Origin of the sequence: Ruminococcus flavefaciens MA2007, assembly GCF_000621845.1 — a bacterium.
Taxonomy (GTDB): Bacteria; Bacillota; Clostridia; order Oscillospirales; family Ruminococcaceae; genus Ruminococcus; species Ruminococcus flavefaciens_E.
In genome coordinates this window covers 50,708-76,209 of record NZ_JHXF01000015.1, presented here as the reverse complement: position 1 = coordinate 76,209, position 25,502 = coordinate 50,708, and the positions used below count along the sequence as shown (strand labels likewise).

Here is a 25,502-nt window from a genome sequence, read left to right as displayed (position 1 = left end):
ATATTATACCACATGGCAACAGATTTCGCAAGACCTTAAGACGTTTTTTTAAAATAAAAGAAATATGTGTGTAAAGAGTGTCACTCCATCTTGAACAATGTTTACAGTTTCTTCATTTTTATGAGGCGCAAATATGTTGATATCACACACAATGCATGGTATAATTGGTTTATGATAACTTGTATTGTTCGGAAGGAAGATTTCTATGAAAGCAAAAATGGTATCTTTCCTTTTAACAGTTATTAAATAAATAGCATTATGTAGTCGCAATTGGCTATGGAATGTGTAAACGTTGTAATCCATGATACGTCGTCTAAACCAACAAAAGAATTATTAGCATAGGGGGAAAAGTCAAATGCAAGGTTCAGAAGCAAAAATGATTGCCTTTATGGAAGGCGCTGATAAACGATATATCATTCCTGTTTATCAGAGAAAGTATGACTGGAAATATGATAACTGCCGTCAACTCTATGAAGACCTGAAGAAAATTATGCTAGATAAACGTAATAGCCATTTCTTTGGCAGTATTACATCTCAGGTAGTTGCTAATGGTAGTAAAATTGAATATCATATTATTGATGGACAGCAACGACTGACCACAATTACTCTTTTACTTCTGGCTATGCGTAATTTGACCGCTAAGGGGCTCATTTCATCCGATGAAGGGAATCTGGGTGAACAGATAAATCAGCGCTTCCTTGTTTCACCTTGGGCAAAAGAGGATGACAAAATTAAGCTACGACCTGTAAAGAGTGACCGTGAAGCTTTTCTCAAACTATTTGGAGAAGAGGAAGATTATGATCCCGTATCAAATCTTACCCTTAACTATCAATTTTTCTGTGATTGTTTATTAAAGCAAGAAATATCTGTTGATGATTTGTATAGTGCGATTGGAAAGTTAGAAATAATCAGTATTACGCTTGAGCACGATGATAATGCACAATTGATCTTTGAAAGTCTGAATTCTACGGGCTTGGCTTTGACCGAAGGTGATAAGATCCGCAACTATATTCTGATGGGACAATCGCCGCAAAATCAGACTAAGCTTTATGATTCATATTGGACAATCATTGAAAAATGTACCAATAATGATGTTAGTGGCTTTATTAGGGACTATTTGAGCGTAAAGCAAAAGGTAACACCAACAATCAACAATGTTTACCGTGTGTTCAAGGCTTACGCAGAGAACATTCAAATCCCCATTGAATCGCTGTTAGAGGACTTGCGTCGATACGCTCGCTTCTATGAGAAACTTCTTTCATGTAAAAGCGGATTGAAAAATCAGCGACTTGATGATTGTTTGTATCGAATGATGCGGTTAGAAATTATAGTCACACGGCCATTCCTTTTAGAAGTGCTTAGGTTGAATCAGGACGGCAAACTGTCAGTTGATGATGTTCTGGAAATATTCTTAATAACCGAAAACTACCTATTCCGCCGAAACATCTGTGATGTACCTACAAACGCACTCAACAAGATATTTCTGAATTTGAACAAAGAAATACTGCGCTACGACAATACGGCGGATAATTACGTGAAGAAGTTTATCTATGCGCTTCTTTCCAAGAAGGAAAGTGGACGTTTCCCGTCTGATGAGGAATTTACAGCAGCATTAGCTACAAAGCAGATATATCAGATGCGCGGTAAATACAAAGCTTACCTTTTCGAGCGCTTTGAGAATTACGGAACAATTGAAACGAAAGACGTTTACACGCATCTGGATAATAATGTTTACACCATTGAACATATCATGCCTCAGCATCTTACTCCTGCTTGGGTAGAATCGCTTGGCGTAAATGCAGCTGACATACACGCAACATGGCTGCACCGTCTAGCTAATTTGACTTTAACAGGATATAACCCCAACCTCAGCAACAAGTCATTTATAGAAAAACGTGATACTGAAGAAGGCGGATATAAAGCCAGCGGACTGAAAATGAATCAAAAAATAGCCAATAAGGATTCTTGGGGATTGGTTGAGCTAGAAGAACGTAATACTGAGATGATTGCTCTGTCAACAAAAATATGGGCTTTACCACAGACTGATTTCGTACCTGCTGAAAAAGAATTCGATTCCTGTACACTGGATGATGAAAACTTCGAGCTTACAGGAAGAGATATTGCAAAATACAGTTATCAAAATACTGAGCAACCTGTTTCAAGTTGGGCGGATATGTTTGAGCATATTGTCAAATTCTTACATCAGAAGGATAAGAGCATTCTATCTGGATTGGCATATAGTTCCAGTTCAAGTACAGACTTATTCAAATATGTTAGTAGTACGGAAAACAATCTCCGTAGTGCTATGAAAATCGATGATAGCATTTTTGTAGAGAGAAACACAAGTACATCTCTGAAAATGTCTATACTACGCAGGTTATTTGTGCTTTATGATGCAGATCCTATGGATCTTGTATTCTATCTTAAAGATGAAGAAAATGAGAAAGCCGCTGAAGAAGGAAGGCATCAGTTACGAAAAAAATACTGGACATATGCAATTCCGATAATACAGCAGAAACATCAGTTACGCGGTAGCTTCAATAATTCTAATCCTACTACATCAAACACTCTTTCAGGTGGAGTAGGAATAAGCGGACTTCGTATAGATTGTGTTGCTAATTACGATTTTGCTCGCATCGATTTTGTTATTAGTAAAGGCGATGTTAAGCAGAATAAAGAGATTTTTGATATACTTTACAGCCATAAATATGAAGTCGAATCTGAGCTTGGTATCGCTCTTACATGGGAACGAGCTGATGAAAATAAGGCATCATGGATTTCATATTACTCAAGAGATGTAAGCATCACTAACGAAGATGATTGGGAACATATGGCTAATTTCCATGCTGAGTGGAGTGATAAGATTTGTTCTGCTTTATTACCATACTTACAGGAGAATGATGAGGAGAAAACAAGACTACAAAACCGAGCTTCGATACTGAGACAATGGACTATAGAACATCCTGCTGTAAACGAAAACCCAGCCAAGAGTAATAGAACATTTACCCGCTTCACAACAGATGCCATGACAGAGCTGCTACCAGATTTACCGAATGCTCCGAGTGGTTGGAATACAGACAATCATTATTTCTATGAGATTGTCAACCGTGCAGGAAATGGTGTCTACATGCAGTTTGCCCTTAGTTCACGTAACGCAAATCCCGAATTCCTTGATATTTGTGAGAGAATAAATGAATTCTACAAAGCCAAAAAGGGAAAGAAAAATTGGCAATGGAGACTACCGTTCAGAACAAAAACTGTTTGTATATCAGATGACCTCTCTAAAGAACAGATATTTGAAAAGCTCGATGAGTGCTACGAGGAAATTCAGAACTTTGAAAGAGATTTGAAAAACAAGCTATCAATAGATGAATCAGCAAAAGCTTAAATTTTCTTTTAAAGAGATAAAGTAAAACGGCCTCCCCATACGGGGAGGTCATCTTTATATCTCGGCAAATTGCCTGAATACCTTTAGCAGTTCCTTCCAATATGGCGGATAATCATTACTGCCGTGATATGAGCGCTTTAGATTGTTTTTGAGCTTAATATCAAGACTCCACTGTGTACCGTCAAGAATATCATTATCAGAATAATCTTTTTTCCATTCATTAAGGTACAATGGCCCATACAGCGTATTTACGATTTTATTCCACTTAGCAGAGGATATCTTTGTTTCTACTGGTTGTTCGCTATATCGAATCTGTTCGACAGTTACAACAGCACCTTTATCGTTCCTTTTGATGATTATATCTGTAAATCCCTGGAAGTATCCACCTACAGAGAATTTGATTGAAGTAACAATATCACGGATATCTTCAATAGTCTCTTTCTTTTTTGAAATAATGATAGGTGGTTTGCCGAAGTCTTTTTTGCAGTCATTGCATCTTCGTGTCGGATTTGTACTGAATACCTGACCGTTGATCTCAACGCCGCTGATACAACAACCGCCGAGCTCCCATTTACCAGAATCAAGCTTTCTCTGCATTCTTTCACTGAAGGCAGGATAACCGAAAATGTATCTGGCAGTGTTAATACTCCCGCAATATGGGCATTTGATCTGAGCACGTTTGTTTTTGACGATATAATCCAGGTTATATGACAGACCTTCAAGCTTGTTCTTATGCGCTGACATATCAAGAGTGATGTGTTCAGCTCTCGCTGCCTTGAACAATGCGCTGTGTATATCAAACAAATCAAATTGCTCGAAGTCATTAATATCGTATCCTGCAGCTTTCAATAACTGCCATGTGGTTATAACAGTACCGTTATCGCATTCGCGCAGTTCTTCCACAAGATCTTCTACAATTTGCTTTATATCAGCCTTTGAAAACCGTTCACTCATTATCTGCAGCTCCCTTCCTGTTGGAGTAATTGACCATTCTTAGCCAATATCGATATCATTGATGATGTACATCATCAAGTACGCGCTGATAGCTGTCAAGCATTTTCTGGTCATAGCAAACCATAATAACTGCCATACCATAGTCAGGATTTTCAGAAAGCCATGTAGCTATTGTTGACAGCGCTATTACAGCCGCTTCATTTATTGGATATCCGTATGCTCCTGTAGATATTGCAGGAAAAGCAATGGTATGAATATCATATTCCTTAGCAAGCTCAAGAGACTTATAGTAGCAGCTCTTAAGCAGTTTCTCACAAGACGGATCTCCAGCTTTGTATATCGGACCTACAGTATGTATCACATATTCAGCTTTAAGGTCATATCCTGCTGTGATTTTGGCATCACCGGTATCACAGCCGTTAAGCTTCCTGCATTCTTCAAGTAGTTTTGGTCCTGCTGCGCGGTGTATAGCACCGTCTACGCCTCCGCCACCAAGAAGAGAGTTATTGGCAGCATTTACGATAGCATCTACCTTAAGTTCAGTAATATCGCCTAATTCAAAATAGATGTGATTATCCGGCTTATCAGCATCGAGGATAACATTGATAAGCTCTTTGGACAGCATAAACGAATTGCCCCAGGGATTGATAATGATACCTTCTTCGCTCATATTACGACAAGATTTTAGCATGCTTTTTATGCTTTCAATGATTGTAGACGTAGGATCGCCCTTATCATGCTCTTCATAACTGGTAAAGGCTGCAAGCCATGTTTTACCATCAGCAGTATCAAGATGCTGCATCTTAAAGTGTAAATATCCGTCACCGGTTTCGTCATCTTCAAATGAAAAGGTTTCTCCGATTTGAATTTTATTGACATCAAAAGACTGGAACTCCGGTGGAAGAGTAACAGGTATTATCAAATCACCATCTTCGTGTATTCTGGCACGTATCGCCTCAAGAACGGCAATTAAGTTTTCTTTAGTTTTATCATCATTAAATCGAGCTATCGCTGCATCGATGGTATTGTTACCGTCAAGAGAGTTATCATTATCTTCAGAGATCTTGCCACGTACAATGTCAAAACGATTCAGAAGAGCTTTCTATCGATATTAGCCTTCTTATAGATCTCAACTTCATCAACGCCGCTTTCGCGTATGAGTCTTAACAGGCACTGTTGGAATGTTTCACCGGTGTTATCGAGAATATCCTCAAGACTACTGTCATCATTCTCAGCAATTATCGGTGCATATGCTGATGATATTTCTTCATCAATTTCATAATCAGCCTGCTCCTGCAACCGTCTCCGACGATACATATCGGTTCGTTCAGTATATTCGTCAGTATAAAGCTCCTTGATACCGAATTCATCGATGTATTGGTCGATTTCTCCCATCAACTGTTCAGATATCTGAAATGACTCCTTATCGAATACAACGAGAATGATCTCCATATCATGTGTCAACAAAAACTTCCCAATCTCCGAAAGGGCTATATCAAGGGCTTCATTCTTCGGGAAGCCATATACTCCCGTAGCTATAAGCGGAAAAGCAATGCTTTCAGCATTAACCTGCTCCGCTAATAAGAGAGAATTCGAGTAACAGGAGCGGAGTATATCGTCTTCTCCCTGCTTTCCGTCTTTCCAGATCGGCCCAACCGTATGTATTATATACTTCGCAGAAATATCAAAGGCAGGGGTAATAGCGGCTTGTCCCGGAGAGAGCTTGCCGATCTTTATGCGTTCCTCTAAAAGGTTTTCTTTCCCAGCTGCTTGATATACGGCACTATCAGTTCCATCTCCGACAACAGGTTCGGGATTTGCAGTATTTACTATCACATCAGCCTCTACCTTTGTGATATCATTCCTTATGATCTTAAACGGCACATTATCGCCTCTTTCCCTTTTCTTACTTGCATTATAGCACAAGGACAAAATGATTTCTATGCAAAAATGTAAACTATTGATTGGAACACGCTATCGTCAGGCGGCGCGTGATTGTTGTTCTTTCTGATTTTGAAATATGGAAATATTCAGTTCTTTCGTATATTGAGATCTAAGTGGTGATAACAACAATCGCGCGCCGCCTATCCCAAAGGGAAAGCTTATTGATGATAAGCTTTTCAAGAAAGTAATTTAGATATAGCATCTATTGTTTGCTTATTCAGCATCTTTCGGTCAGGTGTATGGATAGCTCTATCAATATCTTGAATACTCCATAAGACATATTCACTTTCGACCGGGCTGTTGCCGTGAATAAGAAGAGCATATCCCCGAACCCATACCTTTGAACCATAATACTCAAGGTATCGGGCCAGAATATATATCTGGCGTTTCACTTGTTTGATTGGATTTTTGACAGTATTTCCGTATGTATTACCTGCATCAGTAGTCTTGTACTTTATCCAGTCATAATCATCTTCACCGCCGGTAATATACCCAACATAGTTCTTGACTTCTATTATGAAAACACCGTATTTGTTGACGATTACGGTATCAAGCTCTGTTTCTTTTCCATCATATTCAACATGAACATTAGTAAACAACCTATCATCATCTCGTAAAATGGACATGATAGCTCTTACAGCGGTCGCTTCTCCCTGCATACCGACTTGTTTGTACTCAGGAGTAGGATTCCAGTCAAAAATGTTAGGATCATGGTAATTACCACCGCTACTACCGCTAGAACTTGCAGAATCAATAAGGTACCAAATACCCCAAATAATCAAGGCAATTATTCCCAGAACTAAAAAGACCATTTTTCATCCCCCCATCTGCTATGAGTATACCTATATTATACCATGTCATTGTTAAGATTTCCTAAATGCGAGTATAGGATTCGATAAATCTCTTTTTTGTACAATAAGAAGAGGGTGTTTTTGTGCTTATGGCCAGTACAAATACGGTTTGGAAAGGCGCAATTCCGATTATTTCATTTTTTGATATATACATCATTATCATGTAATGATAATTGTTGTTACATTTTTGGCCAATTCACAGCCACCTTCCTATTATTCTCCTTTTGCATATGTATATTGTTAATGTGACAGAAGCTTTTGTCACCAACAAAATGTGAAAGGAGGAAATGATACCGTGTTTGATAACGAACGTTATCTGACCTGTGGAGTTGATAGTACGATCCCATTGGAACTGCAGCTGTTTCTATGGGAGTGTGTTGAGAGTATGCCTGCTCCGAAGGACTATCTACAGGTCTTTGAACTGAGTGCAGCTGGTCCTATGCAAGCTATAACACATAGCTCGGAAGAGCCTGAATACCGTATGACGTATCTTATACCGTCAGATACACCTATTACAGAAAAGCTGTATATCATAGATGACGGAGACCACAGCACGATGCTTTTAGCAGAGGAATATTGAATGTAAAGCCAGCCCCTTAGGGGGCTGGTTCTTTCTATTTACGGAGGTTTTAACAATGGAAGAAAAGAATGAAAACGTCCTGTATTGCTCCCACTGCGGAGCAGTTATAAGCGAAGACGAAGACTATGAGACTATTGACGGTGAAATCGTTTGTACAGATTGCGTAGAACAGCACACTACCACATGTGACAGGTGCGGTGCTATAATCTGGACAAGTGAAAGCTATGGTGATGATTATACAACGCTCTGTAGTCACTGTTATCACAACCATTACACCCGATGCAGCTGCTGTGATGCTCTTTTACACGAAGATGATGCTTATCATCTTGACGGTTACGATTACTGCTCGGAATGCTACCACGATGAAGTCGATAAGAACCGCTCTATCCATGATTACGGTTACAAGCCTGAGCCTATCTTTTACGGTGATTCCAAGCGATATTTCGGCGTTGAACTTGAGATTGACGGAGCAGGTAAAGACAGCGATAATGCTGATGAATTGCTCTTAATTGCCAATAAAGACGATGAACACATATACATCAAAGGTGATGGCAGTCTCGATGATGGTATGGAGCTTGTTACACACCCCATGAGCCTGGATTTTCATAAACAGTTTCAGTGGGAAGATATCATGAAAAAGGCTATATATCTGGGATATCGCTCACATCAGACAAGTACCTGCGGACTTCATATTCACGTCAACAGAAGCTGTCTAGGTGATAGTCGTGAGGAACAGGATGAAGTTATTGCCCGTATCTTGTACTTTATCGAACATCACTGGAACGAGATGCTTAAGTTCAGTCGCCGAACTGAGTACAGTATGAACCGCTGGGCTGCGCGATATGGCTTTGAAAAGACAGGTCGTGAAATTCTCGATAAGGCTAAAAAGGGTAATAACGGCAGATATGCAGCTGTGAACTTAATGAATTACACCACAATCGAGTTCAGACTTTTCAGAGGCACGCTCAAGTATAACACTCTTATTGCAGCGCTTGAGCTTGTAAACGCTATCTGCGATCTCGCTATCAGTCTGACAGATGAAGGCATAGCGAATATGAGCTGGAGTGAGTTCGTAGATACGGTAAAAGAACCTGAATTGATCCAGTACCTGAAAGAGCGTAGGCTTTATATCAACGAAGAAATTGAAACACAGGAGGAAATGTGATGGGACTTTTAGCGGATATTTTTGATATCGAACCTGAGACAGAACAGGACATAAAAGACGTTTTGAAGGCTGTTGGCACGATAGCAACAATACTGATTGCAGGCGGTGCTATCGGCTGTAATGACGATAAGGAGGAGAAATGAACTATGTGTGCATTGTTTGGATGGCTCGATTATAAAGGAATAGTACCTTACAGGGTTCTGAAGAAACTTACCCAGGCACTGGCGAATGCAGCTGAAGAAAGAGGGACAGATGCAGCAGGTATCAGCTACGTAATAGATGGCAAAGTCACTATATTCAAACGGCCCAAGCCTTCACATAAGATACATTTCAATGCGCCTGACGGCACAAAGGCGATTATGGGACATACGCGGTTAGCAACGCAAGGCGACAGGAAGCAGAATTACAACAATCATCCTTTCGCCGGCCATGCTGATAAGGAGTTTGCTTTCGCTCATAATGGAGTATTATGGAATGATAAGGAACTTCGAAAAGACGGAACCATACCTAACACATATATTGACACAGATAGCTACATTGGCGTTCAACTGATAGAGAAGCAAGGTAAGCTTGACTTTGACAGCTTACAGTACATGGCTGAGACTGTTGAGGGCAATTTCACATTCACTGTGCTTGATCAGTTCAATAGCCTATACATTATAAAGGGGAGCAACCCAATGTATCTTCTTCACTTTGAGACAATAGGACTACATCAGTCACCTTGAGTCCTTTGCCTTTTATCAATGCTCTGATGTTAGCGCCTGTTGCTATCATATCGATAGTCGGAGCTGCTATGGGCATAAAAATAACCACCTTTCTGAATAGAATAATAAAAACCGCCTGTGTGAGTTTCCATACTGCACACAGACGGCTCTGTTCTATCAGAAGATGGTCAACAATGCAACACTATCTCTGCTCACCCTGTCAGGGCAACTGAACAAGCACTTTTCTGATCTGTGCGCAGCAAAACTGAGCCATTATCTTCCTGCTGGAAGAAATAGCTTGACTGCTGGAAATCAAAAGCACAAATGTATGCAGACATAGCGTTGTTCATGATAGTGTTCATTGTTTTCACCCTTTCATTAGTTAGAATTTCGGGAACTTTCCCTTTCAGTGAACTCATTATATCACGTCAATATGGAAATGTCAAGTAAACCTGTGGTATATTTTTATCGGCAAGATTTTCTTTGAATTGTTGTTGATTTCTTGCCGATAATGCAGTAAAATAAAACTATGGAGATGTTGGTATGGAATATAGAAGCATTGCTGAAATGCACTAAAGCTATGATTGGAGTATAATATGGATAAGAATAAAGGCAGACTCATAAAGATAAGCGAAAAGGCCTTAAAGGAACTGATTTATGAAACATTTGTTGAGAAGCAAGCTGATTTTTTAGATGTTGAACCAACTGAGGTTTCAGATTATTTTGAGTTCGATATTGAAAACGGAGAGTTTATCTTCTGTGCAATAAAGTCGGAAGATGAAGAAGGAAACTTTTTATCATTGCCGCGGGAAATCGATTTGAAAAAAGTCATGAAGAATATACCCGATACAACGGATTCCGTGTTTTCTGCAAACAGATATAAAGAGTACACAATGGACGAACTGATAGAAATATCAAGTCAACAAAACAAACACCATGAATAACATATTCCGCTACACCTCTCCCCTCAGTGGAATAGCCCTCGCCAGTGACGGCGAAGCTCTCACAGGCTTATGGTTCGACGGGCAGAAATACTATCCCCATAAACTTGTTGAAGAAAGTATCGAAGCAGAGCTGCCTATATTCGCGCAGACCTGCAAATGGCTCGATACCTATTTCAATGGGAAAGCTCCCGATTATATTCCGCCTATAAGTATGCAAACAACACCATTCCGCAAGGCTGTGTATGATATACTTCTGACGATACCTTACGGGCAGACAATGACCTATGGTGAGATAGCCCGTATCATTGCAGAGCAGCAAGGAATTGAGCGTATGTCAGCTCAGGCAGTCGGCAATGCTGTGGGTCATAACCCTATCTCGATAATCATTCCTTGTCACAGAGTAGTCGGAGCGGACGGAGATCTGACTGGCTACGCAGGCGGACTGGATAAAAAGAAAACATTGCTTCAACTTGAGAAATACAGCATATAATGCAAAGGCAGCCGTATGGCTGCCTTCTTACTTATTCCGGATTTTGTATGCTCCACGGTCTTCGGGATGTCTAATTATATTGGGGTCACAGTTTTTAATAGTTATTGTTTTTGGGGTTTCTTCATTTGGATTTTTCTTATACAACTTACAATTACTATTTCCTTTTTCGGTAACAAAATATATTATGTTATTGTACATTCCCATACCTTGAGCAAATTCATCGGTTTTCAATTTTATAGACCCTTTATTATCATAGTCTTTAGTTCCAGCATTTGCAACAATAGTATTATTTGATTCAGGCAAGATAGTCCTTGTTACATTTGTTCCTGTTCCCAAGAGAGTAAAAGCCATAGCAATACTAGCAATCTTTTTGATTATGTTTTTCATTTCCATCATTTCCTTTTTGTAATATTTAAGATTGTTTATACAATCTTATTGTTAAATTATACTATCATCTATCATTTGTGTCAATTCGATTATTGCTATCATTTTTACATAAGCTCTTTGTTCTACGATATAACGTGATATATTGTATTGATTTGTGTCACTTATGACTTTTCAGGTTCACAAGACTATAATTTCCGCTCAATTTTTGTGATTATGCCAGTGCAACCTTACGTAAAAAAGCGTGAACGTTTCAGTTATCAATTGGGAAAACAATCGCTGTTTTCTTTTACGTTTGCTATCCACTACTAAGATAAATAAGGCCTCTCCGCACAGTCACGGACATCCCAGACAGTTATCCATGTCAAGGATTTGCAGTAAATACCCGATAAAAAGGTAACATAATGTGCAAAAAAAATTTATTTATATAAATGTATGGACAAAGTAAAAAATATATGGTAAAATAAATCTGCTTACATAATGGATTCCGGATCATGCGCCGATTTTTCGGACGTCCTTTGTGCTTTGGAGCGTTACAGACAAAAAGGGATATTAAAAAACAGGAGGAAAAAAATGACAAGGGATCAAATCCAGACTATTGGTCTTGAGAAGATCAAAAAAATGAGCGTACTTATGATAATAGGCTACGCTGCTATCGTTATTGCGGCGATCATTGGCATTACAGCCTTTATTGTCACAAAATACGATGAGCTGACAAAGGAAAAGGTCAGCTCAATGACTTCAACGCTCAATGTTCAGCTCAAGCTGAATCTTGAAGCATACCTCAGCAGAATGGAAACTATCGGAACTCTGGCTTATTCGGTGGATAATGCCTACAGCTACGATGCTTCCGCACCTGAAAACGATGAATACGAATCCATAAATATAGAAAAGCAGATTGCATCAGATCTCAGCAGTCTGTGTCTTATGGAGAATTTCGTTGACTATGGCATCGTTTATGCAAACAACAAAACGATAGGAAAGGTTTCAAACGGTACTATAAAGCTTTTCGGCGACAAGCTTTACTCTGAGCTTTCCACAATGATCACCCGACGCCGTACTCACGACGGCTGGTTCACCGGCTATAACGACGACTATGAGCGTATCTACTATGTAAAACAGATGAACGACAATATTATCTTTCTTATCTCGTTTTACACCGCTGAGCTTGATTCCGTCTTTGAGAATCCCGAGAATCTCAGTGATATGGAGATACGTCTGACGGACAGAAATTACAAAATGATATACTCATCTGTAAAGGGCGACAGCAGCGGTTCAGTTATCCCTGACAAGCTCCTTGATGATATCAGGAACAAGGACATGGTAGTCATAAACGGACGTGAGAACCTTTCTACCTTAAATACCATAAACGACGACTGGTATATAATATGCTCCATACCTACAAAGGTCATTCTCAGGGAAGCAATAGATATAAGAAAATATATCTATCTCTTTGCAGGTCTGGTAGCGCTGATAGCAGTCTGTGCAGGTGCGCTTTTCGTAAGACGTATGGCGGATCCTATTGGTACAGTTACCTCTGGTCTGTCAGATGAGATAAGCGAGGATGGATTCGAGAATATATTGGGAAGAAGATTTTTCCGCGACAAGGCTGATAACCTTATGAAGAAGAATCCTAATCATTGCTATGGAGTTGTGCTCGTTGCCATTAATAACTTTGATGACATAATCGAAAAATTCTATCCGACGTTCCCCGAAAAGCAGAAGGGTAAAATGATAACCATATTGAAAGAGGTATTCAGCGACGCTGAATGTATCGGAAGGATCGGCGAGAACTCATTCTCTGTACTGCTGAAAAACAATGAAAAAGACGAAGAGACCTTCCGTTCTGATTCCGAGAGCAGAGCAAAAGATGTCTGCAACAAGTTCAGAGAGTCGGAATACACAAGCACTATGGGACTCCTTGAGCTTACTGCGGATTCCGCCGCTGCTTTTGGCAAAGGTGATTTCCGCGAGACCTACTATAAAGCATATGCTGCACTTTGTGCTTCCGTAAAAAACGGTCACAATGTATCAAGTGTGATGTGAGAACGGAGGGCAATGTTTATGAAGATATTCAGAAGAACAACAGCACTTATGCTTTGTGCTGCAATGATATTCTCCGCAGGCTGCTCTGAAAAGACTACTATGTCGAGTCAGAAAACACAGGTTGAAATAGAGTTTTCATGGTGGGGAAATGACGCAAGAAACAGATATACCCTTAAAGCTGTGGAATTGTTCGAGGAGCTGCACCCTGAAATAAGAGTCAAGTGCAGCTATTCCGAATGGTCAGGCTATGAAAAAAGAAATAAGATTTGGATGGCGTCGGATACAGAAGCCGATGTTATGCAGATAAACTACGGCTGGCTCACGGATTATTCAGCTGATGGTATGGGATATTATGATCTCAACGCTCTTTCAAAGTATATTGCTCTATCGAATTTCACTGAAGAACAGCTGAGCTACGGCACGAGAAACGGCGTTCTCAATGCCCTTCCCATAGCTATGAATTCCGAGACGGTATATATCAACAAGACCTTATATGACAGATACGGGGCAGATGTACCCCAAACATGGGACGACCTGTTCAGAGCAGCAGATGCGATGAAGTCTGCAAATATCTATCCGCTCAGTGCTTCAAGCAAGTCAATGTGGCTGTATCTCATTTCATATGCAGAACAGGCACAGGGCAAAAGTATCCTTGATCAGAACGGAAGTCTTAACTTTACTGAAAAAGATTTTGCAGTAATGATGGATTTCTACAAAAAGCTTGTGGACAGTAAGGTAATGCCCCTTGTTGAGCATTATGAGCGTATAAAGCTGGATAACGAAAATTACGCAGGTTCTGTTGCATGGGTAAGCGACGCTGAAAGCTATTTCGGCGAAGCTGTCAGCAAAGAAAGAGAGATAGTAGTTGCAGACCAGACCACGATCAGCGGAAACAATACAGGCGAGGGCTGGTATGCAAAGCCTGCCACCATGTACGCTGTCAGCAAGAACACTGACCGTCCTGCCGAAGCAGGAATGCTCCTTGATTTTCTGCTCAACAGCAGAGAAATGGCTGAGCTTCAGGGCATTGAAAAGGGCATCCCGCTAAGTGCCTCTGCAAGAGAGGTACTCAATGAGCAGGGAATGCTTCAGGGCATACAGTTTGAGGCTTCGGAGAAAATGGCAGAGCATACCCTTCCGCAGCTGTCACCTGTTCTGGAAAACGGCAAGCTGATAGACGATTTCTTTGCGGCTGCAACTGATTATATCTATGATAAGACCGATCTTGACAGTGCAGCTTCTTCTTTCGTTGAAAAGGCGAAGAAGGAGTACTTCTGACATTGATCGCTGTTTAAAGGCACTTCCGAGTAATCGGAAGTGCCTTTTCGAAAGCGCCAAATATCACTGTTTTAAGTAATTTAATTGTTTTACAATAAAAGATTATATTTTTGAATGACATATTTTTTTAATGTATCTCACTATACATCTGCCTGCAATATGCAGGCAAAGTCATACTCCAAGGCATGACAGCTTCGAGCTGTGTTTCTGTAGGATCATTGCCCAATTCTGGCAGAATTGTCAGAAGATAGAGCAGATAACCGTAGACATCGAGGGTATTTCTCTTAGCCGTTTCTATGATACTCATTACTGCTGCACTTGCAGCAGCACCATTCTCGGTATCGCTGAACAGGAAGTTTTTACGGTTGATAACATAGGGCTTTACTGTTCGCTCAGCAAGATTATTGGTCATTTCGACTTTAGGATTGCTCAGGAACAGATACAGTTTTCCTTTCTGCTTTAAGGCATAAGTAACCGCCGTGCCAAGGGCAGAGCCTTTGCTCGGTCTTAGCCAGTGATGTTCGGTTCAGATAGATACCTCTCAGCTTCCAATACTGCTCCTGACGGTAAAGCGGTTCTCCAAGCTGATATTTTCTCTGCATAATACCTGCAACAAGGCTTGCGTCAGGAAGCCCTTTTTTGATAATACAGACAGGAGTTTTGTTTTCAGCTGCGATAATATTAGCCTTTGTACCGTTTTTATCGCAGTTTACGCAATTGTAGACCTTGCGGTAATACTCGATTTTATACACCTTTTCTGGTGTTACGGCAAGTCTTGTAGTAATGTATTCCTCTGCATATTCGGTCAGAGATCCTCCGCACACTTCACATATCGGCTGTTCCTGCGGAAGTTCATATACTATTTTTTTAATTTCAAGGTCAGCTCTTATCTCTTTTCTGCCACGATGCTGTCCTGTTTTCTTAGATTTCGGAGCAATTGTTTCAGCTGTAGGCTCAGGAGCAGAAGTATCAGCTTCTGCTTCGGCTTCATTGAAAACTCCATCAAAAGCAAGCTGTCCATCGTTGATAAATTTCGATTTCTCACTCTTTTGTCCGAACAGCATCTTATTGCGCTTCACAACAAGCTCGGTCAGATGTTCGATACGGAGGTCTTTATCCTCATTGGATTTCTTTAATTCATCAACTTTTTTTCAAGGGCGGAGCATTTCTGTATTACCAGATCATATGCTTTTTTCAGCTCAGCATAATTCATAATGATACGCTCCTTTCCTTGTATTAGGTGATTTATGATACTTAGATTATATCACAAATCGCCCGATTTTTCAAGGAAAAGAGCGTATTTCAATTGAGAAATATCTTCCACATTTATGTGCATATCCGCTGTGCAAAACTCAGCATATATCAACGCCGCCTTCAAGCTTTTTTATTGCTTTGGGCTGATCTATAGATAATCCCTGCATAAGCCATAGCATCTACTTGTGCCAACTTTTTAAGAAGGGTAAACACTTGGTATAGAACATATGTTCTTTTAAAAAATATAAGTTAAGCGTAAAAGAGCAATCTACGCACCTGTAGAAGGCTTTTTTACGCTTTTTTGACTTTATTTTTGTTTATAAGTATGATATACTATTTATAATAGTATTATGAGCCTGCTTTTTCCATCATCTTGAGTTCACGCAGGTCCTTCGACTTTATTGCTTGTGATAGGTCAAATATCACCATATTACGTATAGGTACTATTATCCCTTTGATTCTATACGTGTAGTTTTCATCCCAGTCACAAGCATGATATATAAACTGTACCAGATCCATACTCTTTAGCTGATATGTTTCATCAGGTATTATCTCTGCTAACGTATGAGATCCACAGGCATCATAACTGCAGCTCTCTATAGCAAACTGTTTATGATCCTCATCAAATAGGAAGCGGAAATTCGCTGGATAACCTAAGGCTTCTATCGTTGTTTTGAATATGGTTATCCTTCCATATGCTTTTTCAAAACTGAGACCTAGGTCTTCATTATCCCATGATATGTTATTCATAGTGCGCCTCCGTTTCTTCGGCTACGCCTTTCTGAACTGTTTCACCATAATAAAGAGTCGGAATATACTGTGATGCCTCATTTGTCTCCGGCAAGGTAAGCTGTTTCTCTTCAACAGGCTTTTGATTGCCTGTAAGCATTGCAACGTTGATATATCCGTTATTTTCAGATACCAGAGTCTGTTTCCTATGTTCTTCAAGTGGGATACCAAATGTATTGGCAATATCATCTGAATAATATCCTTTTCTTGTATCAATAGGCTCTGTAACAACTTCGCCCTTCTTAGGCTTTTCCCTGAAGGTCTCCTTGACGATAAGGTCAAATACATAATAGGCCTCATCTTCGAAGTCTATCTTGTATCCCAGTATCTTGTAACGGCACCTTGTATCCCAGTTCATAAGCTTAAAAAGCTTTTTTGTAAAGTCCGGACACGTCATTTTACGGCTTTTTCGCTTATCTGGCTTCTCTATACACCAGCGGAGTGCATCCTTGTCATTAGCGTGACAGGCTTTGACAGCGAATTTCTTTTCTTCTTCGCACATCAGGAGCTGCACATAGACGACATCTTCCATATCATTGATACACGCTGTATTAAAGGTTATGCTGCCGTTTCTTATGACTACTGCAGGATCACGTAAATGAGCGAACAGCTCCTTACGGATTACAACAAAATGATAGTTGCCGAAAGCCTGTTCAAGTTCAAGTCTTCTCAATTCCTTTGCTGAGGCTCTCTCTGCAGTTGTCATTTTATTGGTCTGCTGACTCATCTCCTCCATTATCATCCCATCCTTTCATGATTTCTTCCGCTTCAGACATCAATTCTGATATCCTACCGGAAGAGAGTGCGTTCATTTCTTCGATTATTGTTGCAGGTCTTAGTACGTCCCAATCTCCTGCATAATGTACTTGACTTAAAAGATTTCCATGGGCTACGGACATTATCGGCATACCGAATGCTGCTGCCCATGATGCTGGATAAACCTTTACTGTTTCCTGTACAACAATTTCTTCAGCCTGCTCTCCATCGGGACGATCAGGAACTACGACCTGCTCCATGATTTTCGTAATAACCGGCTCTTCCAGTTCAAATACAAGAAGTTTATCATTACCTTTCTCCATAAACCGGCCTTTGAACCTGTATTTACCGTCATCTTCCCATGACATAAGGCTGAATAATACCTTTGCAAGTCCACGGCAACTGGAAGTTTTAACTACCCACTTGTTATTTCTGAGGTTTCCCCAGTGTATAGCATTGGGATTATCCTTCTCACATGGACGGATCGCAAGTCTGTTATTTACGGTATTTATGAGCAGTTCAACATACTCTACATCTGAGAACTTCCTCAGGCAGGCTGTACTGAACCACATTTTACCGTCTGAGATCGTAAGGTTGAGATCTTCAGAAGACGGAAACATTGTCGAATTTACAAGCTGATATCCTTTTAGGTTCAGTTTTCTATTTGTTTCTGTATCAGCCTGTAATCCAATATTGCTGATACTTTCACATGCCATCTGGTAATCTTTTGTTGAAAAGCCTTCCCAGTTCCTGTCTATTGGGACATATCCGCGGAGTATTCCATCTTCAACCACGCTCAGTACGGGAAGGGCGTGCTTTTTTCGTTTATAGAGAGAAGAAGCTCTGACAAGCATTGCTGCGTTATATACTTCTCTATCCACAATAGATTCATGATGATCCCGCTTCCTGTATTTAGGAAGCTGACCTGTATTCTTTACAGCCTTATGAGTCTTAAAATCCGGAGTCAGTGTCTTCTGAGCCACTACATCTCCGCAGTGACGCTCATTATCAATAATACCATTAATAGTGGACGGATCCCATTCTGTATTGCCCAGCTTTGTTGTACGTCCGTAGGCTGTGAGAATATCTGCGATTTCTCGTGTTGACCAGCCGTTAACGTACAGATAGTATATTACCTTTACTGTCTCAGCTTCACTTGGGTTAATTACCAGCTTTCCGTCCTCGTCCTTATCATATCCGAGAAGCTCAGGAGTAAGGAATATACCCTTCTGGAATCTACGCTGTACAGACCATTTCATTATAAATGACTTTGAACGGGATTCCTCTTCTGCCACTGATGCAAGAAGAGTAAGGACCATAACGCCGGTGGCGTCCATTGTATAGAGATTGTTCTCATCAAATCTGACACCGACGCCGTTTCTCTTCAATTCTTCTATAACCGAAAGGCAATCCACGGTATTTCTTGCAAAACGTGCTATAGATTTAGCAAGGACAAGCTGTACTTTCCCTGCTTTTACATCTTCTATAAGCTGGAGCATACCTTTTCTATGGGATAATTCCGTACCGGAGATGCCTTCATCACTATATATTCCGGCAAATTCCCAGTTAGGATTATTATTGATCCTGTCTGTAAAGTCATTGACCTGCAATTCAAAAGAGGAAGTCTGCTCATCATTTTGAGTTGAAACACGAACATATGCAGCAACCTTGAGCTTCTGTTCAGCCAGATTCACTTCATCCGGAACAGTTGCAGGGATAACTTCGATATCTGACGGATCTGCGCCTTTATATCGGTCTTTTATCTTCTTTTTACGTTCCGAAGCTGTTGCTTTCTTTTCCGATACGTTCATAGTGACTCCCCTTTCATAATTTAATTATTCGATCCCGGCAGTATCCAGTACCATGCCTTTCTCTTACGATATGGCTTGATACCAAGCTCCGCCTTTACCTCATTCATAGTTTTTTCGCCTATACGGTATTCTGCCATTATACGTCTTATCTCCATTGACTCTACCGCGCCTTTTCCCAGAGCACGCTTAATCAGGAGGGCTGCAAGTTCATGCTTATTCTTCGGCAGAGCTTCAAATGCAGCTACAGTCTGGCTTTCTTCCATATCTGATTCCTCTGTTGCAACTCCCAGCCACTTAAAGCCGGTATGAGGCCGTATCTCAAAAGATAGGTCAGCTCCATTGGAATCAAGACTGTTCTTCACCTGTTTAACGATACGCACCTCGGCGTCCTCTTCACTTTTCTCGACCTGAAGGACACTGCGTGCTGCAGCTACAACATCTATACTGCCTAATCCACGATACAGATCTTTTGCACCTTCATTTTTAGTGAAGTGACCGATAAGGACAATAGCACAGTTATATGTAGATGCCCACATACCGATACGGCGCATCAGCTTCCTCGCCTTCGAAGCTAGCTGCAGATCAGAGTCGTTGCCTATATATGATTGTATAGGATCAATGACTACAAGCCGAGGTCTCCATTCTGTAATAGCCTCTCTTATCCGTTCATCATCGAGAGTCAGTCCACTGTAAACCTCTTCATCTATAAAGGCTATATTCCTACAGTCTGCTCCCGCAGCTATTAATCTAGGTTTTATCGTATCTTTAGCTCCGTCCTCGGAACACTGATAGATAATGCGCTGCGGTGGTCCGAAAGCTCTGCCATCCGGAGTTGAACCGCCATTTGACAATTCTGCTATCAGATTCATCATCATAGAGGATTTTCCACAGCCCGGATCTCCTTGGAGAAGTGTGATTTTACCTATAGCAATATATGGATGCCATAACCATTTTACCGGTACAGCAGTTACGTCACTATACAGTGTCAATAGCTTTATTTCCACCGGAAATCGCACTCCTCTCCGCCATTATTAATACAATTATCATTATACTGTACTTAGGGATATCTTACCATGAACAACCAGTTCATAATTTCCCATTTCCTTATGAACTCATTGTTCATAAAATGGGCTAAGATGGCGCAACAGCTGGAGGAGAAATGACCACCATCTTAAATATTCCAAATTTGCTTGCTATGTGTCCTGACAGATGGTAATATATATACTGCCAATGCGGGCCTCATAGAAAGGCTGAATTTATATGGAAATAAACTATTACACTATTGGAGAAAGAATAAGACATTACAGAGAAGAAAATGGTCTCTCCCAGGAAGAACTAGCTGATATTATCGGCGTTTCATGGAGACACTTCAATTATCTCGAACATGGTGAACGCAAAACCAGTATTGATAATTTAGTCGCCATAGCCAACGCACTCAAAATATCATCTAATGAACTCCTCGTCGATTACCTTGAAACGCTCCCACAAAAGCTCGAATCAGAAGTAATCGACCTTATGAACGAATGCACTTTAAACGAAAAAACAATCCTCGTAGATATGCTTAAGCACTTAAAACAGCTCCTCTCGGAGTACGGTATCTAAAATAATAAGACTGCCCGCATAGGCAGCAGAGCATCCGCTTTGGGTGCTTCTGCTCTATAACGGGCAGTCTTATAACTTTATGTATAGCCGTCTATATTTGTAAAAAGATGCCCGCCTAGCAAGCACTATTCTTTCTTGCCTTATCATCACTGATATTCTTTGGTAGCATTAAGGCCGCTAGGCAGGCTACATATTGTTTAATTATTTATCTTCCCTTTTATCTTTCCTTTTCCATTCCCTTTTCTGTTCCCTTTTCTTTAAAGATATTAAAATCAAATATCAAAAGGTAAAAAATCGAAAAAGCACTTGATTTTTCGATAAATTTAGCCTATAATGTATATAAGGCTAATAGCCAATCTATATTTGGAGGTGCTATTATGGCAACATCAAGTATCTTCGCAAGTTTCAATATCAATGACAGAAAAACAGCTGAGGCTTTTGCAGAAGCACTTGACCAATCTGCAAAAGAGCCAAAAAGAGTGCCTACATCACCTGCTACGTCACATATTACAGACAGAGATAAGATTTTAGAATTGCTTGCACAAAGGAAGAAGAATAAAAAACATCTCCAGCTTCTCAGGTTCTTTTAATTATTATAGATTTGATCATAACCCAAACAAGCACATCACTTTTTCATTTTGAAATAAGTGATGTGCATTATTTATTAAATATTCAATTATGCGTATAATTATACCCGCCTAGCAACCTATATACTTCCTCGCCTTATCATCACTGATAATCATAGGGAGTATAGACGCTGCAAAGCGGGTAACATTTTAGGACCTTTTAAGACCTTTTAGGACCTTTTTTAGACCTTTTAGGACCTTTGTAATATTACAGCTATTAACTTAGTAACTGATTATTTCATTTCAACCTTTTCAATCTTACAGATATGTGTTCTCTCGCCTGGCTTATCATCCTTGTCATAAGTGATTCCAACAAGGATAATGTTCCGACCGTAGCCTTTGAAAGAATCGGGATAGTGACGTTTTTTTATCTGCTGAATAGCTGTTTCTGCAGTTTTTTTCCATTTCAGTTCAATCACAAGAATCGGATAGTCAGAATCATACTTTGGAAGGAATGCAACATCAGCAAAACCATCTCCAGCAGGCATCTCTTCCCACTGCACATAGTTATCTCTGTATGTGTAGTATGCAAGCTTGATTACACTGCGGAGGCTATTCTCGCTGTTATAATGTAATGAAGCAGTTTCTTCTCTATGAATTTTCTCAATCTGAGCAGCAACTGCCTCTTCGTTTCCTGCAAGCGTGTCAGCAAAAAGCTGTTCGCTTTCCTTCAGCCGATTCAGTGTTTCAGTGTGATTAACCTTACGAACAGCTTTCTGAAATTCCCTGCGGATTTCTTCGTTAGGAATACAAACTGTACTTGTATCAGCATCATACGCAAGATAGCCAAGATGAGCGAGAAGTGTCAGAACATCATCTTTTCCTCTGAATGTAGTAAGATCATTCGCAAAACCTTCCGGATCGATTTCAACTTCAATCCCTGCGATCAATTCTGCAATAGTTTTTGTCAATCCATTGTAGTCTTTACTAATGTAATCCATTAATCCTTCAGCGGCAGATGTCTCTGTCCAATAGGAAGCAAAATCATCGTTTTCAATTGCCTGCATTACCGAATTCGGATTATAAACAGAACCTACGCCCTTAAAAGAATATCCATCATACCACCGTTTCATGGTTTCAAAATCCATGTCATGCTCAGCGCAAAGCTTCTGGACTTCTTCTTCAGTAAAGCCAACATACCCAGCAAATTTTCTAGGTTTTAAAACAGTAAATTCATTGAATGCGGATACAGCTGATTGCCCCTTCTGCTTTTTGATTGGAAGAATACCAGTCATGTATGCAGCAGCAATCACTCGATCAGTAACACCAGAATTCTTGAAAATGGACCTTAAAAACTCCAAGTACTGCTCCTGAATAACAGGATTATCCTGTGCTTCTCTGATTGGCGCATCCCATTCATCAATAATAAAGATGAATTTGGTATTTGAAATAGAATACACATTAATCAGTGTAGAGGGGAAATCATCATCTACTACAGCATCAGGATATTTTGCTTTCAATTCTGCCGTCAATTTGCTAACTAAAAAGGAGCGAATGGTCTTATAATCATTACAATAAGGCTTGATGCCCGTCATGTCGATATAAATCACATCATATTTATTTATGTGTGTCTCATAAGAAATGTCCTGAGCTATTTTCAAATTGTCAAATAACTCATGCGAATCACACGAACAGTCATAATAAGCACAAAGCATCTGTGCAGCAAAGGACTTGCCGAAACGACGCGGTCTGCTGACGCAGGTCATCTTTTTAGATTTATTAATCGTGTCATTAATCAACGAAATAAGCATAGTCTTATCCACATAATTTTCATCACAGTTATTCATAAAGCTACTGTTGCCTGGATTTAAATAAGTTCCCATGATCTCACTCTCCTTTCTAACTAATGTCTTGATTTAATACTTATTATATCATCTTTAGGAGAATAATTCAAGTCATTTGAGTAATTCTTTGATAAATCGGCGGAGCTAAAGGCTAAAATAGCTGTTTTTCATATCTCCGCCGTCAATATCAGTCAATTACTCCATCTAAAGCTTTACTTTCAATCTCAGCCGTCTTTTTCCTGTGTCCCGGCTGGAAAAGCTTACTTTTCCTTACTTCCCACACTCCCAGTATCACACTAAGCGTTTTATCACTGTTTATGCGCTTGTATCCGTAGAATTGACGCAAAGTTCGCAGGTTTCCACCGCATCGCAGCTTTATTCCCAATGTGGTATCATACTCGATGACATCTCCATATACCGTTCCCTTCTTTATAAATCTCCGGTATATAAGGTCCTTAAATTCCAGCATCTCAGGCGCTGCTTCCACTTTTTCCGGTGTCAGGCGGAAGAATCCCCTGCGATAACCTTGGAGACGGTTTTCATTAACACTGCCATCTTCACATATAAAGATTGGTAGAGAATCTAGTCCATTCACTACAATTGGCTTTCCGAGCTTGTTTTCCGTAGGTAATTCTTCCAGTTCCCGTATAAAAGCCGCCAGATTTTCCTCGATCATTCCCGTGTTATATACACTTTCAAGTTCTGATTTCTGCGATTTCAGTGTCTCAAGCTTTCTCGCTATATCTCTCATAAGCTCCAGATAAGGAGTAGGATCACGTCCCTCAACTTCAGCTTTTTGCCTGCCTGCAGCCGCCTTCCTGTATACTTCTGCTGTATTCTTAAGCTCAGCATCCATCATTTCAAGCTTATGCTTTTCTGTGTCTCCCCGACTATTCTTCATAAGAATACGCTGCACACTCTTATAAAACTCAGCTTCCTTACCTTTTTCCTCATATTCTCGTTTAAGCCGGTACAGCATCTCCATAAAGCTCTGCTCAATGGAAGCCGCACACAGGTATGTTCTGTCTGAGCCCGGTATTATCTTCAGATCAACCGTTTTTGCAACCGGATTCTGAAAATAATAGCCGCTTTTCCCTTCATCATCAGTGTATCCCTTAGCAGCTGTTCGATAAGGAACACGCTCTAGACGTGTTCCATCCACCAGTGTAAGATTTGTAAACGGGAACGCTATATGTCCGTTTGTCTTGGTACATTTCTGTCTGTACCTTATCTCATCAAGCCTTTTCTCCACTCTGGATAACAGTTCCGGCTCTATAATGGCAGGATGATGGTTCTCTATAAAGTATTTTGGCGATATATCGTCATTAGGTACACATTTATGAGTCAGGAAATCCACTGTTACATTCTTCTGAAGGATAAGATTACCTGCATAGATCTCATTTCGCAGTATTCGCATAATGGCATCTGAACGCCACGGCTTCCCGATAACTGTAAGGATACCATGTGCATTAAGCCTTTTTGCTATCTCTGTTGAGGATATTCCGTCTGCGTAATTTTCATAGATATATCTGATTATGGATGCCTGTGTTGGATTAATTACCCACTCCCCGTTTTCACCGTATTCATACCCCATGGTACGATCCAGGTTATGTACAGGTTCTCCTTTCTGGAACTTCTTCTGCAGGCTCCAGCGGATATTTTCAGATATAGACCTTGATTCCTCCTGCGCTAATGCTGACATAATGGTAAGTACCAGTTCTCCCTGCGCGTTTGCTGTGTCAATATTCTCCTTCTGAAATATGACACGGACCGGTGGATTAAGTGCTTTAAGCTCTCGTATGCAGGCAAGGGCGTCTAGTGTATTTCTCGCCCATCTTGACAGACTCTTAGTCAGGATAAGGTCGAACTTATGGGCTTTTGCGTCTTCCATCATCTGGTTGAACTGTACTCTGCGCTTTCTGTTTGTACCACTTATGGCTTCATCTCCGTAAAATCCTGCGAATTCAAGGTTTTCCTGACTATTGATATAGTCGATGAAGTATTTCTTCTGATTTTCATAGGAAAGCGTCTGGCTGTCCTGCTCACTGCTCACACGGGCATAGCAGACAGCTCTGAGCTTTTCATTCTTTTTCCTATGCTCCTTTTTAGGAAGCACCTGTACATTTGATGCTGTCAGTATCTGTGAATTCAT

Annotated in this window: 25 protein-coding genes and 2 pseudogenes; 11 read left to right on the top strand and 16 right to left on the bottom strand. The window is 40.3% G+C overall.

What is annotated here, in order from left to right:
- Window positions 1-355 precede the first annotated feature (355 nt).
- Window positions 356-3,388, top strand: a complete 3,033-nt coding sequence (locus T497_RS0108620) for a DUF4268 domain-containing protein (protein ID WP_028515264.1) — start codon at window positions 356-358, stop codon at window positions 3,386-3,388.
- 54 nt (window positions 3,389-3,442) lie between these two features.
- On the opposite strand, the gene T497_RS17510 is transcribed toward T497_RS0108620, so the two are convergent.
- The 5 genes and pseudogenes from T497_RS17510 to T497_RS0108600 all read right to left on the bottom strand — a co-directional run bounded on the left by T497_RS17510 (window position 3,443) and on the right by T497_RS0108600 (window position 7,098).
- Window positions 3,443-4,342 carry a hypothetical protein gene (locus tag T497_RS17510; protein WP_051530593.1) on the bottom strand — a complete coding sequence of 300 codons (900 nt, stop codon included), beginning with the start codon at window positions 4,340-4,342 and terminating at the stop codon, window positions 3,443-3,445.
- 55 nt (window positions 4,343-4,397) lie between these two features.
- Window positions 4,398-4,967 carry an O-acetyl-ADP-ribose deacetylase gene (locus T497_RS18035; RefSeq protein ID WP_196243031.1) on the bottom strand — a complete coding sequence of 190 codons (570 nt, stop codon included), beginning with the start codon at window positions 4,965-4,967 and terminating at the stop codon, window positions 4,398-4,400.
- Window positions 4,959-5,351: pseudogene (locus tag T497_RS18815) on the bottom strand (SseB family protein); the annotation flags it as partial. The pseudogene T497_RS18815 and the gene T497_RS18035, both read right to left, overlap by 9 nt.
- A gap of 80 nt (window positions 5,352-5,431) precedes the next feature.
- On the bottom strand, window positions 5,432-6,226 hold the full coding sequence (locus T497_RS16335; RefSeq protein ID WP_037324725.1) for a macro domain-containing protein: 795 nt from the start codon (window positions 6,224-6,226) through the stop codon (window positions 5,432-5,434).
- A 236-nt stretch (window positions 6,227-6,462) separates the two neighbouring features.
- Window positions 6,463-7,098, bottom strand: coding sequence for a nuclease-related domain-containing protein (locus T497_RS0108600; protein ID WP_028515263.1), 636 nt, complete (start codon window positions 7,096-7,098; stop codon window positions 6,463-6,465).
- Window positions 7,099-7,432: 334 nt separating this feature from the next.
- On the opposite strand from T497_RS0108600, the gene T497_RS0108595 reads away from it, so the two are divergent.
- The 4 genes from T497_RS0108595 to T497_RS16330 are packed head-to-tail and all read left to right on the top strand — an operon-like array spanning window position 7,433 to window position 9,607.
- Window positions 7,433-7,717, top strand: a complete 285-nt coding sequence (locus tag T497_RS0108595) for a DUF960 domain-containing protein (RefSeq protein ID WP_028515262.1) — start codon at window positions 7,433-7,435, stop codon at window positions 7,715-7,717.
- Window positions 7,718-7,772: 55 nt separating this feature from the next.
- Entirely contained in the window at window positions 7,773-8,882 is a 1,110-nt protein-coding gene (locus T497_RS0108590; RefSeq protein ID WP_028515261.1) for an amidoligase family protein, read from the top strand.
- Window positions 8,882-9,025 (top strand): hypothetical protein, encoded by a 144-nt coding sequence (locus T497_RS18290; protein WP_155266877.1) that lies wholly within the window; start codon window positions 8,882-8,884, stop codon window positions 9,023-9,025. Before T497_RS0108590 ends, T497_RS18290 begins: the two co-directional genes overlap by 1 nt.
- Before the next feature lie 3 nt (window positions 9,026-9,028).
- Complete coding sequence (locus T497_RS16330; RefSeq protein WP_242839994.1) at window positions 9,029-9,607, top strand: class II glutamine amidotransferase; 579 nt, start codon at window positions 9,029-9,031, stop codon at window positions 9,605-9,607.
- Window positions 9,608-9,798: 191 nt separating this feature from the next.
- Here the strand turns inward: T497_RS16330 and T497_RS18285 are convergent, their stop codons facing one another.
- Complete coding sequence (locus T497_RS18285) at window positions 9,799-9,948, bottom strand: hypothetical protein (protein WP_155266876.1); 150 nt, start codon at window positions 9,946-9,948, stop codon at window positions 9,799-9,801.
- A gap of 234 nt (window positions 9,949-10,182) precedes the next feature.
- Between T497_RS18285 and T497_RS0108575 the strand changes: the two genes are divergently transcribed.
- Both T497_RS0108575 and T497_RS0108570 read left to right on the top strand, forming a co-directional pair.
- A complete protein-coding gene (locus tag T497_RS0108575) occupies window positions 10,183-10,530 on the top strand; it encodes a hypothetical protein (protein ID WP_028515260.1) in 348 nt (115 codons plus the stop codon).
- Entirely contained in the window at window positions 10,523-11,020 is a 498-nt protein-coding gene (locus T497_RS0108570) for a methylated-DNA--[protein]-cysteine S-methyltransferase (protein WP_028515259.1), read from the top strand. Before T497_RS0108575 ends, T497_RS0108570 begins: the two co-directional genes overlap by 8 nt.
- Before the next feature lie 27 nt (window positions 11,021-11,047).
- On the opposite strand, the gene T497_RS0108565 is transcribed toward T497_RS0108570, so the two are convergent.
- On the bottom strand, window positions 11,048-11,407 hold the full coding sequence (locus tag T497_RS0108565) for a hypothetical protein (RefSeq protein ID WP_028515258.1): 360 nt from the start codon (window positions 11,405-11,407) through the stop codon (window positions 11,048-11,050).
- Between the two features lie 570 nt (window positions 11,408-11,977).
- Here T497_RS0108565 and T497_RS0108560 point away from each other — a divergent pair.
- Window positions 11,978-13,450, top strand: a complete 1,473-nt coding sequence (locus T497_RS0108560) for a cache domain-containing protein (RefSeq protein WP_028515257.1) — start codon at window positions 11,978-11,980, stop codon at window positions 13,448-13,450.
- A gap of 18 nt (window positions 13,451-13,468) precedes the next feature.
- The gene (locus T497_RS0108555; RefSeq protein WP_028515256.1) at window positions 13,469-14,728 is read left to right on the top strand and encodes an ABC transporter substrate-binding protein; all 1,260 of its coding nucleotides are present in this window, start codon (window positions 13,469-13,471) and stop codon (window positions 14,726-14,728) included.
- 127 nt (window positions 14,729-14,855) lie between these two features.
- Here the strand turns inward: T497_RS0108555 and T497_RS18810 are convergent, their stop codons facing one another.
- From T497_RS18810 to T497_RS0108520, 7 genes and pseudogenes are all read right to left on the bottom strand, one after another.
- A complete protein-coding gene (locus tag T497_RS18810) occupies window positions 14,856-15,098 on the bottom strand; it encodes a transposase domain-containing protein (RefSeq protein ID WP_347491689.1) in 243 nt (80 codons plus the stop codon).
- Between the two features lie 12 nt (window positions 15,099-15,110).
- Window positions 15,111-15,176, bottom strand: a pseudogene (locus tag T497_RS18805) (hypothetical protein); the annotation flags it as partial.
- The gene (locus tag T497_RS0108545; RefSeq protein ID WP_278244734.1) at window positions 15,148-15,822 is read right to left on the bottom strand and encodes an IS66 family transposase zinc-finger binding domain-containing protein; all 675 of its coding nucleotides are present in this window, start codon (window positions 15,820-15,822) and stop codon (window positions 15,148-15,150) included. The gene T497_RS0108545 and the pseudogene T497_RS18805, both read right to left, overlap by 29 nt.
- A gap of 508 nt (window positions 15,823-16,330) precedes the next feature.
- The gene (locus T497_RS0108535; RefSeq protein WP_028515254.1) at window positions 16,331-16,732 is read right to left on the bottom strand and encodes a hypothetical protein; all 402 of its coding nucleotides are present in this window, start codon (window positions 16,730-16,732) and stop codon (window positions 16,331-16,333) included.
- The gene (locus T497_RS0108530) at window positions 16,725-17,507 is read right to left on the bottom strand and encodes a hypothetical protein (protein ID WP_028515253.1); all 783 of its coding nucleotides are present in this window, start codon (window positions 17,505-17,507) and stop codon (window positions 16,725-16,727) included. The genes T497_RS0108535 and T497_RS0108530 overlap by 8 nt, the downstream gene beginning before the upstream one ends.
- Window positions 17,479-19,338, bottom strand: a complete 1,860-nt coding sequence (locus T497_RS16320) for a recombinase family protein (protein ID WP_051530591.1) — start codon at window positions 19,336-19,338, stop codon at window positions 17,479-17,481. Before T497_RS16320 ends, T497_RS0108530 begins: the two co-directional genes overlap by 29 nt.
- Before the next feature lie 20 nt (window positions 19,339-19,358).
- Window positions 19,359-20,342 (bottom strand): AAA family ATPase, encoded by a 984-nt coding sequence (locus tag T497_RS0108520; protein WP_196243029.1) that lies wholly within the window; start codon window positions 20,340-20,342, stop codon window positions 19,359-19,361.
- Between the two features lie 256 nt (window positions 20,343-20,598).
- On the opposite strand from T497_RS0108520, the gene T497_RS0108515 reads away from it, so the two are divergent.
- Both T497_RS0108515 and T497_RS16315 read left to right on the top strand, forming a co-directional pair.
- Window positions 20,599-20,940 (top strand): helix-turn-helix domain-containing protein, encoded by a 342-nt coding sequence (locus tag T497_RS0108515; protein ID WP_028515251.1) that lies wholly within the window; start codon window positions 20,599-20,601, stop codon window positions 20,938-20,940.
- A gap of 377 nt (window positions 20,941-21,317) precedes the next feature.
- Window positions 21,318-21,530 carry a hypothetical protein gene (locus T497_RS16315; protein ID WP_037324694.1) on the top strand — a complete coding sequence of 71 codons (213 nt, stop codon included), beginning with the start codon at window positions 21,318-21,320 and terminating at the stop codon, window positions 21,528-21,530.
- Window positions 21,531-21,799: 269 nt separating this feature from the next.
- On the opposite strand, the gene T497_RS0108505 is transcribed toward T497_RS16315, so the two are convergent.
- Window positions 21,800-23,389 (bottom strand): AAA family ATPase, encoded by a 1,590-nt coding sequence (locus T497_RS0108505; RefSeq protein WP_028515250.1) that lies wholly within the window; start codon window positions 23,387-23,389, stop codon window positions 21,800-21,802.
- A gap of 148 nt (window positions 23,390-23,537) precedes the next feature.
- Window positions 23,538-25,502, bottom strand: a complete 1,965-nt coding sequence (locus tag T497_RS17505) for a recombinase family protein (RefSeq protein WP_051530590.1) — start codon at window positions 25,500-25,502, stop codon at window positions 23,538-23,540.